Origin of the sequence: Thermococcus sp. Bubb.Bath, from assembly GCF_012027595.1 — an archaeon.
Taxonomy (GTDB): domain Archaea; phylum Methanobacteriota_B; class Thermococci; order Thermococcales; family Thermococcaceae; genus Thermococcus.
This window is the reverse complement of the sequence record NZ_SNUR01000001.1, coordinates 549,615-562,549: the sequence shown is the minus strand read 5'-3', so window position 1 is coordinate 562,549 and position 12,935 is coordinate 549,615. Positions and strand designations below refer to the sequence as shown.

11 protein-coding genes and 1 tRNA gene are annotated in these 12,935 nt (G+C 53.2%); 5 read left to right on the top strand and 7 right to left on the bottom strand.

Translation table 11 applies throughout. The features are described from left to right. Nucleotides 1–15 precede the first annotated feature (15 nt). The 4 genes from E3E29_RS03130 to E3E29_RS03115 all read right to left on the bottom strand — a co-directional run bounded on the left by E3E29_RS03130 (nt 16) and on the right by E3E29_RS03115 (nt 2,897). Nucleotides 16–558 (bottom strand): DUF4097 family beta strand repeat-containing protein, encoded by a 543-nt coding sequence (locus E3E29_RS03130; RefSeq protein ID WP_342764651.1) that lies wholly within the window; start codon nt 556–558, stop codon nt 16–18. Continuing rightward, a complete protein-coding gene (locus tag E3E29_RS03125; protein ID WP_167909850.1) occupies nt 558–1,865 on the bottom strand; it encodes a hypothetical protein in 1,308 nt (435 codons plus the stop codon). The genes E3E29_RS03130 and E3E29_RS03125 overlap by 1 nt, the downstream gene beginning before the upstream one ends. After that, a complete protein-coding gene (locus E3E29_RS03120) occupies nt 1,865–2,272 on the bottom strand; it encodes a helix-turn-helix transcriptional regulator (protein WP_167909437.1) in 408 nt (135 codons plus the stop codon). The genes E3E29_RS03125 and E3E29_RS03120 overlap by 1 nt, the downstream gene beginning before the upstream one ends. Before the next feature lie 133 nt (nt 2,273–2,405). After that, nucleotides 2,406–2,897: a PadR family transcriptional regulator gene (locus tag E3E29_RS03115; protein ID WP_167909849.1), complete on the bottom strand. Its 492-nt coding sequence runs from the start codon at nt 2,895–2,897 to the stop codon at nt 2,406–2,408. Nucleotides 2,898–3,014: 117 nt separating this feature from the next. On the opposite strand from E3E29_RS03115, the gene E3E29_RS03110 reads away from it, so the two are divergent. The 3 genes from E3E29_RS03110 to E3E29_RS03100 all read left to right on the top strand — a co-directional run bounded on the left by E3E29_RS03110 (nt 3,015) and on the right by E3E29_RS03100 (nt 9,108). After that, the gene (locus tag E3E29_RS03110) at nt 3,015–7,088 is read left to right on the top strand and encodes an MMPL family transporter (RefSeq protein ID WP_167909848.1); all 4,074 of its coding nucleotides are present in this window, start codon (nt 3,015–3,017) and stop codon (nt 7,086–7,088) included. An 80-nt stretch (nt 7,089–7,168) separates the two neighbouring features. Beyond that, nucleotides 7,169–8,047, top strand: a complete 879-nt coding sequence (locus tag E3E29_RS03105) for an AEC family transporter (RefSeq protein WP_167909436.1) — start codon at nt 7,169–7,171, stop codon at nt 8,045–8,047. Nucleotides 8,048–8,094: 47 nt separating this feature from the next. Then, nucleotides 8,095–9,108 carry a M42 family metallopeptidase gene (locus tag E3E29_RS03100; RefSeq protein ID WP_167909847.1) on the top strand — a complete coding sequence of 338 codons (1,014 nt, stop codon included), beginning with the start codon at nt 8,095–8,097 and terminating at the stop codon, nt 9,106–9,108. 67 nt (nt 9,109–9,175) lie between these two features. Here E3E29_RS03100 and E3E29_RS03095 read toward each other — a convergent pair whose 3' ends face one another. Further along, a complete protein-coding gene (locus E3E29_RS03095; RefSeq protein ID WP_167909435.1) occupies nt 9,176–9,793 on the bottom strand; it encodes a YigZ family protein in 618 nt (205 codons plus the stop codon). A 3-nt stretch (nt 9,794–9,796) separates the two neighbouring features. Then, complete coding sequence (locus tag E3E29_RS03090; RefSeq protein ID WP_206205751.1) at nt 9,797–10,249, bottom strand: HAD family hydrolase; 453 nt, start codon at nt 10,247–10,249, stop codon at nt 9,797–9,799. A gap of 112 nt (nt 10,250–10,361) precedes the next feature. Between E3E29_RS03090 and E3E29_RS03085 the strand changes: the two genes are divergently transcribed. After that, on the top strand, nt 10,362–11,183 hold the full coding sequence (locus tag E3E29_RS03085) for a phosphatase PAP2 family protein (RefSeq protein WP_240922736.1): 822 nt from the start codon (nt 10,362–10,364) through the stop codon (nt 11,181–11,183). A 40-nt stretch (nt 11,184–11,223) separates the two neighbouring features. Beyond that, nucleotides 11,224–11,300: transfer RNA gene (locus tag E3E29_RS03080), tRNA-Thr, on the top strand. Between the two features lie 292 nt (nt 11,301–11,592). On the opposite strand, the gene glyA is transcribed toward E3E29_RS03080, so the two are convergent. Further along, on the bottom strand, nt 11,593–12,888 hold the full coding sequence (gene glyA / locus E3E29_RS03075) for a serine hydroxymethyltransferase (RefSeq protein WP_167909434.1): 1,296 nt from the start codon (nt 12,886–12,888) through the stop codon (nt 11,593–11,595). Between the last annotated feature and the right edge of the window lie 47 nt (nt 12,889–12,935).

Below are 12,935 nucleotides of genomic sequence, written 5' to 3'. Positions count from 1 at the left end.
CAAAAAAGAAAGGGGCTAAACCCTCCTCACCACGATGTTCCCGTTCACGGTGCTGACCTTAACTTCAAACTCGCCGGTGCCGATGATCGGATTCTCCGGGTCGATGCCCTCGAAGGTTACCGTCCCGTTCACGCGGCCCACCTTTATCCTCGCGTCGCAAAAGTCCGAGAGAGTCACGGTAATGCTCCCGTTCACGGTGCTTATCTTTCCAGCCTCGCAGTCTTCAAGCTCTATCCTGCCGTTTACAGTGGAGACCTTGTCGAAGGAGGCATTCCCTGCCCTTGTTTCCCCGTTCACACTGGATGCCCTAACGGTAACTTTCCGTGGTACCTTGATGGTTATCTCGGCCCAGCCGCTCTTTCCGAGAAGGTTGAGGAGCTTCTTCTTTGGCTCCTCTCTGATGATGAGCTTCTCCCCCCTCTGTTCGACTTCCACCTCGGCCTCGCCATGTATGGTGTAGCTCACCTCCACGTGGTCGTTATTCCAACCCTCAATTTCCACCTTGCCGTTCACGGTAGATATCTCAATTTCCTTCACGTTTTCAAAGATCATCGGCATCACCCCAGATACCTCATGAGCTCGTCTATAAGCTCCCTGACGCGCGCGTTCAGCTTTTCGCGGTCTATGCCGAGACCCTCCACCATCTCAACGCCCTGCTCTTCAACCATTTCCTTCGCCTTTCTCAAAACCAGATCGCAGGCTTCCCTGCTCTCAATCGTGTGGGTCTTGCCCCCAACGCGGATTCTCACCATCCCATCGCGGGCGGAGATAACCACGTCCTCTATCCTGAGCTTGGCCCTCCCCCTGCCGACGGTGACGGAGATGTCCCCAGAGCGGAGTGAGACCGTCTCGCCGAGGCTGAGGGTCTCGTTTCCACTCCTGTATGTTACCCTGCTCCCTGAGGCCTCTATCGTGTACTCCTCCGTCTGGACCGTCAGCCTGTTACCCACCCGAGTGAGCTGGAAGCCGTTCGTGAGCTCCTTGATGGTGAGCATATCGGTGGGAACGCTCCCGGAGTTTCCCTCGTGAACGTGTATCGGACCAACTTTTACCTCCTCTCCAGCGGGCGTCTTTCTGACCTCTATGAACGGGAGCTTGACGTACTCGAAGTCGTTTCCCTTGTAGACCTTCACTATTCCAAGATCAACGGCACTCGTTCCCTCCTTGTTGCGGTAAAGTCTGTCGGGGTTGATCAGTTCGTTTGCCCTTTTGACAAAGCCAGGATCAGGTGAGGTCTTCTCTCCGACGATTTTATCAGATGTCCATATCGCGACTGGTGAGAGGAGCTTTCTGGTGACCTTTCCAATCGGCGTCTCTGCATCGACCGTGAGGTCGCCGTCTATGACCCAGCCAACGGGCTTCCGTCCGAACTTCACAGGGTAGGCCTTGCCGGTCCCCTTGAGCTTGACCTCACCGAAGGAGGCGCCGCTGAACTCGTAGGCCTTCTTATCAACTTTCCACTCTATGTGCCTCTCGTCGAACTTGGCAAGCAAAAGGCCGGCTATGGCGAGGACGACTGCGTAGGCGAACATCGTTCCCGCGGTTATTGCGGCGTTCTTTCCCGTGAAGGTCTCAGACAATCCGAGCCATTTCCCGAAGAACAGGAATACGCTCGTCCAAAAGGCCGCTTTGGCCAGTGCAAAGACTATTCCGCTCACCGTTACCCCGAACCACTTCCCGACGCTCAGGAGCTCGAAGGAGAAGATGAGCGCGATTATCACGTACACCATGTAGTCGTTGTATGCCTCAAGCTTCAACGGGCCCTTGAAAAGCCAGGCGATTATCAGGAGGGCAGTAAGCGCCTTCAAATTCTCGGCAACCTTAAACCTGATGCTTCTTTCTTCACCAAAACCGAACCCGTACATCATTCTTCCACCTCCTCGAGGGCGGTCATTATCTCAAGCAGGCGCAAAAACAAGTGTCCGTTAGAGGAAAGTTCGTACTTCTCGCCTTTCCTCACCATCCCGGTCCTCACGAGGAGCTTGAGGTGGTGGGAAACGGTGGGACTCTCAACGTTGAGGGCCTCTTTAATCTCTTTGAACCCCATCGGCTTCCCGGCCAGCATCTTCAGTATCCTTATCCTGTCCGGGTTGGCGAGGGCTTTGAGGGTCTTCGCCGCCTTCTCCTCGTCTATCCCGGGTAATGTCCCTCCCTCAAGCCGCTTTTTCAGCCGGGCTTTTATGGAGAGCATGACCTCGTCCACAGGGTCGATGTTCTCCTCCAGCACCTCCAGCCGCTTTTTCAGCTCCTCCAGCTGGGCCTTCAGCTCCATGCTACCACCAGGTACAGATTTATGTAGTACAATTTTCTGTACTTAACTGGTGTGATGGGTATATAAAAGTTTATCGATTCACTGGCAGTGAAGCAAAAACCGGGACAAAGGAATAAAAGGAGAGTAGAGCTCCTTATCGCTGACTTCCAGATAGCTCGACCTTGATGGTCCGTATCTCCTCATCGAGGATGTCCCGTATCTTCTTCAGGAGCTCAAGGTATTCACCAACCGCTTCCCTGTCCATCTCGCGCTTTTCTCCAACATTCTCAAGCTTCTTCTTCAGGGCCTCGTGATAGCGGGCGGCAGTATAGAGAACCCTCAAAGCGAGGTCGTTGGAGGTTTTGAGGTACTCCAGCCCCTTCGGGGTGAGGCTGTACTTTACCCTGCGCACTTTCCCACGGTACTCTTCCCTCGGCTCCAAGAGGCCGCCCTCAACCATTTTGTTAAGGATAGTGTAGAGGTTGCTGTGGCTGGGCTTCCAGAGGCCTATCGCGAGCTTCTCAAGCTCCTTCAGAATCTCGTAGCCGTGGGCCTCACCCTTGAGCCCGACTATCACGAGGATTATGTCCTTCAGGGGGACCGTGAAGAGCCCCTTGATTATCCTCCGCTCAACGTCCTGCGGCATAGCAATCACCGGTGTAAGTGAGTTCAACCAAAACACTTATAAATGCTTCTCCAGACGACATGTCGAATTTAAACATGTTGTGAATTACCATGTTGATAAGTGTCATAGGTGATGACTATGGCTTGGAACGACTGGATTGTGAAGCACGCGAAGCTCATCATCGCCCTTTGGGTTGTTACCATAATTCTCGCCACACCGCTGGCAATGAAGCTTAGCAACGTCACCAATTACAGTATGAGCCAGTTCCTACCAAAGCACGTTGAGTCGGTCGAAGTTCAGAATGATATGACAAAATATTTTCCTAGCTTTGCTCAGAACAATAATATGACTTACATGATCATCACCAACATCAATGTCAGCAGTCCTGAGGCAAAGGAAGCATACGAACGGTTTAAGGTCGAAGCGAGTCCCTACGGGAGCAACTTCACCTCTTACTATGATGCCGTTGATCTGCTCCACAACGAGTCTTACGGGATTGCCCTCAACCTCACGAAAACCACGGCCAACCTGACGGAGATACTCTATAACTCTGCGGTAAACGCGAGCGATGCCTACGGGATAACGCTCACTCAGATCGAGAACCTCAGCAACCAGGTTAAAGTCCTGAACGGGACTGTCCCCGAACTTGCTAGGGCATACCTTTCGCTCGAGACTAACCTGACTGTGCTCTACAACCAAAGTCTCGCCCTTAAAATGACCCTCAACCAGACCGATACAGCATACGTGGAACTCCATCAGAACCTGACCAAAGCAAGCGAGCAGTTGAAGAGTTTGAACTCCACGATAGCGGGACTGAACGTCGGTCTCTACAACCTGAGCGACAGCTATGCCAAAACGTACCTTGGCACTATTGGAACCTACGACGCACTCGTTCAATCTGGAGCCTATGAGATGGGACTCAACAACAAAACGGCTCAGGGCATTGCCATCCAGCTGGGCGTTCCGGTCGAGTTCGTCTATGCGGTTTACAATGCGACGTATCCTGCCTACTCGACCTATGGGGCAACCTCCATAACCGACGGCTTCCTGGCCAACGTCACAAAGGGGATAGCTCTCAGCCGCATAAACGAACCAATGCAGAAGAACCTGGCCGAAGCGTACTCAGTTGCCTTTTATCATGGTGTCACAACCTTTGATAAAGAGATGGGGTGCAACTACACCCTTATCCATCTCGGGAAGGATGCAGCTAAACCCGTCAGCGAGATAGCGAATAAGTCCCTTGAGAATCTCCCGTTCGTCATAGAAGAGGCTGGAGGAAGCTTTGAGGTTCCAGGATTCGGGAAGGTTCCAGCACAAACTCTGGCATACATCGCCAACGTTTCCATAGGTCTGGGAAGAAACCCATCATCCCTTGAGGTGGAGAACGCAACTATTGGAGTGGCCAAAGTCCCGATGAAGGGCAGTCCCCTCTTGGAGATGCCGAACGCCGAGGGGATACTCAGAACACTTCTCGTTTACGGCCCGACAGGGGAGCTTGAAACCAACCTGCTCGCCAGTGCGCTTAGGGAGAAGCTTCCAACCGAACAGAAAGCTTTAGCAGAGCCTATAGCGAAGACCGTTGTTAGCTTTGACACAAACGCCACGGGGGTTCTTGCTAAAAACCCTGAAATGTTGAAGAAGGCAACGGTTTCACTCCTCGCCCAGCTGGCTAATGGGAGAGGTGTTGAGCTCCCGGAGAGTGTTATAAGTCAGGTCTACGACTCTAACGGAAACGTCACAGCAATAGCGAAGGAACTCCTGATTCAGAAGACTGCCGAGAGAGTGGGGAGCGAGAAGGCGGCCGAGATCATAGTCAACGAGGTCCTCAAGAACCCAGAGGAGCTGGTCAAGGGGACCGGAGTAAAGGAAGCCGTCAGAGAGATAATAACAAGCCTAGCCGGAAACGCACCGGTAGACATTGGGAAGGTTGTGAACGAGCTTTATGCCGGTGAAAGCACCGGGGAGATAGCATACGGCCTGTTCGAGAAAGGTGTCAACGAGAAACTTGCCAACGTTACCGCCCCAGAGGACGTCAAGAAGACCCTGAAAGGAATAATGCTGGCCGTCGCCAGGAACTATCCCATAAGCGACTCCCAGATTCAGGCTCTAGTTAAGGAGAGAACCGCAGGACTGGTTGGAAAACTCGTTGGGAAGATCAACCTCGGCGTCCCGCTTCACGTGAACACAACCCAGCTCGTTGATGTAGCCTTCAGGTTTAGGGATGACCCGGGGAAAATAACGAGGGAAGATGTTAAACCTGTAGAGGAGCAGGTTTACCCGTCCGTTTATGGCCTTGCGAAGGATTATATAAGCATGCTCAAGAGTCCCAACAATACCACAATGCTGGTATCGATGGTTCCAAAGGGTGCCGGCGTAACAAACGCTGAGGAGCAGAGCAGGATTCCCTACGAAAACACGCTCAAGGCTAAGGAGGTTCTTCTGAAAGAAATGAGAAAGCACTTCCCGGAGGCCGAAGCTTACATCAGTGGAACGCCGGTTCAGACCTATGAGCTGGTGCACTATGGGGAGGAAGACGACAGCAGAACCACAAAGTTCAGCTTCATAGGGGCCCTGATAGTGCTCTTCATAATCCTTGGGACGGCACTCCTGGCGACGCTCCTGCCCTTCACAGGTGTTGCCACCGCAATACTCACCGCTCTAGGGATTCTATATCTACTCGCAAAGGGGAATGTGATAAACGTTGGAAGCTGGGCACGGACGATCACCATGACGACCTCACTTGGTCTCGGTATAGACTACTCAACTTACTACTTACACCGCTTCAAGGAACATCTTGCAGAGGGCTACGATCACAACAGGGCCGCAAGTGAGGCGTTAAGAAAAACAAAGGATGCCATACTCGCGAGTGCCTCCGTTGATGTGGTAGCCTTCGCAAGCTTTATGCTAGCTTGGGAGTTCCCAATATTTAAAGAAATGGGTATAATAGTGCCCACAGCAGTGTTGGTTGTCTTCGCCGCCAGTCTGACCCTCATACCAGCCATAACCGTCCTCATCGGAGACAGGCCAGCCTTCTGGTGGCCAAGACACGTAGGGCACGTTAAGGAGAGCGACATTCATAAAGAGAGCAGAATTGCCAGATGGTCAGTCAAACACGCCAAGGCGGTGTTGCTTATATTCCTCCTCCTGCTTGCTCCGGCAGTTTACACCTTTGCTAACTTCAACGGGACACATGACATCAAGCTGTTCCTGCCAAAGGACAGCGAAACCTACCACTTCCTTGAAATAAGTCAGAGCAAGCTCGGGGCCGACGTGATGGGTGCCACCTACGTCCTGGTTAAGTTCAATCATAACGTCACCAATAGCGACCTTTCAACAATCAACGGAGTAGTGAGGAACATCGAGAGGATAGACGGCGTCAAGTATGTTTACACCATTACCCAGCCCTATGGAAAGTCCGTAAACGCGAGCCTTAGCCAGCTCCAGGCTATAGGTGGCGGCAGGTATCTCTCGAGCTCGGGCAACATGGTTCTCATCGAGGTAGTCAGCAGGTACCAGTCAACGACCCCCCAGGCCCACAAGATAGTTATGAGCATTAGGAGCCTCTTGAAAGGCTATGAATCCAGCGGGAAGATAGCCAAGGGCATGGTGGGCGGTGGTGCGGCACTCGACATCGACCTCAGCAACCTGATCAATGACATATTCTGGCACAGGATGCTGCCAGTAGCGTTGGTGCTAATGTTCCTGCTACTCATACCGACGCTCAAGGGCATTCCAGCGGTGATCTCGACGATGGCAACAGTAGGCACCGGGGTACTCCTCAGCATAGCAGTATCAACATGGCTCTTCCAGCGGCTCTTTGGACAGGAGATTATGTGGTTCCTGCCGCTGCTGGTGTTCATCGTACTCATGGGGGTTGGTATTGACTACAACAGCTTCTACCTAGTTAAGGCCAGGGATGAGTTTGAGCGCCGCTCTCCCAAGGACGCCCTCATAGTTGCGGCGGGAACGATGGACCTCGTCGTCATCGGCCTAGCAACGGTGTTAGGAACCACGTACGGTGCACTGATGACCAGTTCAATGTGGGGGATGAGGGAAATGGGCTTTGCACTTGCCTCGGGGGTTCTGATAACAGCAACACTTGCCGTTTATTTCCTTGGCCCGGCAATGATGAGCCTCTTCGGTGAAAAGGCCTGGTGGCCGCTGTTCAAGAACCACAGCCGTAGTGAAGCCGCTGGGAAGAAGGAAAAGTGACCCCCTTCCCGTTTTATTTTTGTTTTTAATTCTCCAACCACGTTCGACAGGCTTTTAAACGCTGAACTTTAGCTTTTAACATGGACATCTATGAGATGCTCACACTCATTGCGCTCGGATACGTCCTCAAGCTCGTGATTAAGTCTGAAAAGCCCTTCGATTACCTTCGTTTCCTGACAAACGACATCCTTCTGGCCTTCTTCGTCTTCGGCAACGTTGCAAGCAAGGATTTGAGTTACCTCCTTAGCATAAAGACGGTTTTCGTCTACGTCTTCATTATAATTGGAATAAGCCTCGGCTTCTCCTACCTCTACGGTCGCTTCGCCCTTAAAAACGACCCATGGGCCGGCGCGCTTATGGTTCTTTCGGTTTATCCCAACACCGCCGCCCTCGGCTTCCCGATAGCAAGCCTCTTCCTGAAGGATATAACGCCCGCGATACTCTACTCGACAACCAACAGCCTCATCGTAATCCCGATAGTGACGTTCATGGCAGCCCACTACTCCAGCGGCGGTGCCTCGATAAGGAGAAGCCTTGAAAAGGCCCTCAAGTTTCCGCCCACTGGAGCCAACCTGCTCGCCCTTGGCCTCGTCATCGCTGGGATTAACCTTCCTAACTGGTTCATCGAGCCGATTAAGACAGTCGGCTGGTGGAGTATTCCCCTGCTGATAATCTACTTTGGCTCGCGGATAACCCTCAGCAGATTCGAGCTCAGGAAGTTCCTTGAGGTAGGGACCTTCAGGATAGGGATTCCCTTCATCTTCGTCTTCCTCACTCTGAGAAGAGCCAGCCCAGATGTGTTCTACTCCGTTTTGGTTGAAGCGAGCATGCCGCCGGCTATAGCGGCAAACGCGATTCTTGCACAGTACAGACTTAAAGCTGAGGAGGCGATAAGCGTTACCTTCGTGCTGACGCTCATCGTTATCGGTCTCTTTATAGCCCTAAAGGCGCTTCTCTGACCGATGCCCTTTTTAACCCTTCGAGGGATTTTTGAATGGTGGTCATCATGGAGAGAGTAGTTGAGATTCTGAAGGAGATACTTGAGATACCCTCCCCCACGGGCTACACGAAAGAGGTCATGGCCCACATCGAGAACCTTCTGAGGGAGAACGGGATAAAGAGCTACTACACCAACAAGGGGGCCCTAATGGCGGGCAACCACCCCGAGCCGAAACTTGTGGTAGCGGCCCACGTTGATACACTGGGAGCCATGGTGAAGGGCATCCTCCCCGACGGGCACCTCAGCTTTACCAGGGTAGGCGGCCTCCTCCTTCCGACGTTCGAGGGCGAGTACTGCACAATAATAACCCGCTCCGGGAAGCGCTACCGTGGAACGCTCCTTCTTAAGAACCCGAGCGTCCACGTGAACAAAGATGCTGGGAAGAAGGAGAGAACCGAGGAAAACATGTACATCCGTCTCGATGCCGAGGTTGAAAAGAAGGAGGACACCGAGAAGCTTGGGATAAGGCCGGGCGACTTCATAGCCTTTGACCCGAAGTTCGAGTACGCCAACGGCTTCGTTAAGGCCCACTTCCTCGACGACAAGGCGAGCGTTGCGGTGCTCATTGACCTCATGCTCGACCTTGGCGCTGAAACCCTCGAAAAGCTCCCTGTGGCTTTCTTCTTCTCGCCCTACGAAGAGGTGGGTCACGGAGGTTCCGCTGGCTATCCCCCGAGCACGAAGGAGCTACTGGTTGTTGACATGGGCGTCGTCGGCGACGGGGTTTACGGTAAGGAAACGGCTGTCTCAATAGGCGCAAAGGACTCCAGCGGGCCGTATGACTACGAGATGACGACCAAACTAATCGAACTGGCTGAGAAGAGGGACATACCTCACGTCGTCGACGTCTTTCCCTACTACGGCTCCGATGGTTCCGCCGCCCTAAGGGCCGGCTGGGACTTCAGGGTTGCGCTCATCGGCCAGGGGGTCCACGCGAGCCACGGCATGGAGAGGACTCACGTTAAGGGCATGCTCGCCACGAAGGAGCTGATAAGGGCCTATATTGAGGAAACCCTTTGAGGAGGGTATTCTCTTTACTCGTGGCCTTTTATCTCCTTTGTTTTCATTTTAACTATCGTGATCCCCATCAAACGCTCCTCATAAAGAGTGCCCTAGTCTGGGCCCTCCCTCGTGTTCTCTCGGTAATTAACTCCATTAAACTCTCGGCTTCACCTTTCCTTGTTTTGACTGTGAACTTGACCAAGTTTCCATAGTCCTCGCTGACTATCCTCCCACCCGCATTCTCAATCGTCTCCCTAACCGCGTGAAATAGGCTGTAGGGGAACGTCACCTCAAAGCGTTCCGTCTCATATACCTCGACGATGCCAGCTTTCTCTATTGCCAAACTCGCCGCTTCCCCATACGCCTTAACGAGCCCACCGTAGCCCAGTTTTATTCCACCGAAGTACCTAGTAACTACGATCACGATGTTGCTTAACCCCCTGTTCTGAATCACCTTGAGCACGGGCTTTCCGGCGGAACCCTTGGGCTCCCCGTTGTCGTCGTAGCGCACTGCAAAGTTCTTTCCGTCGTTGATGACGTATGAGAAGACGTTGTGGGTCGCGTCGCTGTGGTACTCTCTCACTCGTGATATGAATTCCTCGGCTTCCCTCTCTGAGCCGGCGGGGGAGGCGTAGCCTATGAAAACGGACTTCTTGATGATTATACGGGCTGTTCCCAGCCCCTTGAGCGTCAGGTATCCCATAGCTCACCCTCTCAGAGTTGCAATTAACTTCCTCTCGTCGAGGAGCATTTTGATGGCGCCCTTTACGTCTTTTACAACAATGTCCGCGGCGAGCATGGCATCCACCGTTGCTCCTTCCTCCCCAATCACGCAGAAGGCCAACTCGGCACTCTCCATCATAGCCACGTCATTGTTTCCGTTTCCCACTGCCACGTAGGGGGCGTATCCCTTTGCGATCTCCGCCTTCTCTTCTCCGTTGGATACACGCTCTATTCTAACTGGAAGCCCCTCGAACTCCCTCTCAAGGGTTCCAAAGGTATCGGCGCTGAGAACGACAACCGTGTACTTATCTGCCAGCTTTTCAAGAAGGCGCTTAACATCCTCCGGTACCTCCCCTGAAGTTCCGAGCGTGCCATTTAGGTCGAAGAGGACGCTCTCGAACTCTACAGTTCCATAGTTAGGGACGTCGATTTTCATTCAATCACCAATATGCATGCAGTCCCTGACAATAAAAGGATTGCTGTATACAACCGCGAAGAGTTTTAGGCTGACCGACTGTAAAGTTTAAATACTCTATTCCTAAGTTGAAATGGGGAGTGTGATGGTCAGCAGTGAAGTCCGGGATTCCCTCAAGAGGATCGCCAGCGCAGTTGAGGACAGGGAGGTTCTTATAAGGTTGGACGTCTTTCTGCTCCTCTACTTTGGATGGATGGGCTTCACGGTTCTCTACGACCTGATAAAGGAGCACAGCAGGGACGTAACGTCCCAGCTTCTCCGACTTCCGTTCACTTCCAGGTCTTTCGTCGTTGCCTCTCTCAAAGTCGTCCACGAGGTTCCTGGCCTTTATCAGTTCCTCCACGGCGTGTACTACATTGGCTTTACGGGGTCGATAGCTCTCACGGTCTTCTTCATTCTGCTCTACTGGAGAGACCTTGGAAGTGCTGATGAGCTCGCCGCTCGCTATCTCCTGGCTTATTCCACATGTGGTATTATGTACTCCTTGTTCCACGTGTACGCCCCTCACTACGTGTACCACATTCAGGTCTTCTCCCCGGATGAAACTTATCTAACACAGCCGGAGTTCGTCCTCCCATCTCTTCACAACACAATTGCCGCGGTCAATATACTCACCTTGTGGAAGCACCGGAAGAAAATCTGGGGAGCTCTCCTTATAGGACTCAGCAGCCTCGTTCCGTTTGCCACGGTCCTCCTAGCTCAGCACTGGGTCTATGACGCCCTGGCAGGGATACTCTTGGCGATGGCCATCGGAAAAGCCACCGAGGGACACCAGATAAGGGTTCACGAGAGCATTAGAAGGATGCATGTGAGCAAGCTTCGGATGGCCATGGTTCTTGGGTTCATCGCTATGGCTTACATCCTAATCTTTGCGATAACCACCCCCAAGTCGTGAAAAAACTTATAAACCTATTCCCCCTCTTTGGAACGGTTGTGCCGGGGTAGCCTAGCTCGGCAGGGCGGCGGACTCGTAATCCGCAGATCCCGGGTTCAAATCCCGGTCCCGGCTCCATAATCGTCCTTCCGATTCTAAAAGCGAGTTTTTGGGCGAAAGCCGCTCTAAAATTGCATCCTTAAAAGGCCATCTTCTGCAAACACTCCAAATGTAGTTTCATCGGTTTTGGCTAACTGGTGAGGAGGTGTGCGGCACCGGCCCCGCAGGGGGCGCATGGCTGACGAAGGCCGGCACCGCACATAGGATAATATGAAATCCAAACTTATAACGTTTTTTAGGTGCTAGCTGAAACCCAGGGTGAACATAACCCTGAGAATATGACTATAGGAAAAAGATAGGGAAAAAGAAATCACTCCCTGAGTTTGAGCGGGAGGCCGTGGTCAAAGGAGTAGTAGACCTTCTGGAACTCGGCGCGGAAGCCGTAAACATCTCTCCTGACCTTGGCCGGGTCTTCCCTGTCAAGGAGGACGCGCTTCATGAAGTGGGCTATCTCCTTCATGTCGTCCTCCATCATTCCGACGCGGGTCATTTCCTGGACACCTATCCTGAGGCCGCTCGGAGTGTTGACCTTCTCAAGCGGGTCCCATGGGAGGAGGTTCTTGTTGAGGATTATGCCGGCCTCCTCAAGCAGCGGGGCCGCCCATCCTCCAGCGGCCTCGTGGAGGTCGGAGACGTCAACTATGACTTGGTGGCTCTTGGTGTAACCCTTGTCCTCGCCGATAACTTTGAAGCCCTCCTCAGCGAGAGCTTCGGCTAGGGCCTTGGCGTTCTTGACGATCTGGGCCGCATACTTCTCGCCGTACTCGAGCATCTCAGCCGCGGTGAGGGTCTTCCCGGCCATGTGGTGGAGGTGGTGGTTGCTGAGGACACCCGGGAAGATGGCCCACTGGAGCTTGGCTATCTCCTCGGTCTCACCGAACTTCTTGTAGAGGATGACACCACCCTGCGGACCTGGGAACGTCTTGTGGGTTGAAGCGGTTATTATGTCGGCTCCCTCGCGGAGCGGGTCCTGGAACTGCTTTCCGGCGATGAGACCGAGGACGTGGGCGCCGTCGTACATTACGTAGGCGCCGACTTCCTTGGCGACCGGCGCGAGCTCCTTGACCGGGTGCGGGAACGGGTAGAGAGAGCCTCCGAAAACCACCAGTCTGGGCTGGACCTCGCGGATGAGCTTCTCAGCTTTGTCAACGTCGATGTTAAACTCCTCGTTGTCGAAGGGCCAGGTGTGAACGTTGAGTCCGCGCATTCCGGCGCTTCCAAAGGCGGCATGGCTTATGTGGCCGCCGTGGCTCGTGTGCAGGCTTACTATGTGGTCACCGGGCTGCGTGAGCCCAAAGAAGACCGCCTGATTGGCGTTTGTCCCGGAGATAGGCCTTAAATCGGCGAAGTCGCTTCCGAAGAGCTTGGTAAAGAGCTCGACACCGATGAGCTCAACCTCATCAACGTACTTGCAGCCTTGGTAGTACCTCTGCTTTGGCCAGCCCTCGGCGTATTTGTGCATGAAGCCGCTTGCAACGGCCCTCGTAACGCTCGGAGAAGTCACGTTTTCGCTCGCGATGAGGTTTATCGTGTGCTTCCTCCAGTTCTCGTGGTCTTCAATAAACTCCAGAACTTTATCCCTGTACTCTCTGTATCCTTCAGCCATTTGGAACACCTCGATGGGAATTTGAACGATGGGGATATAAATCTTAC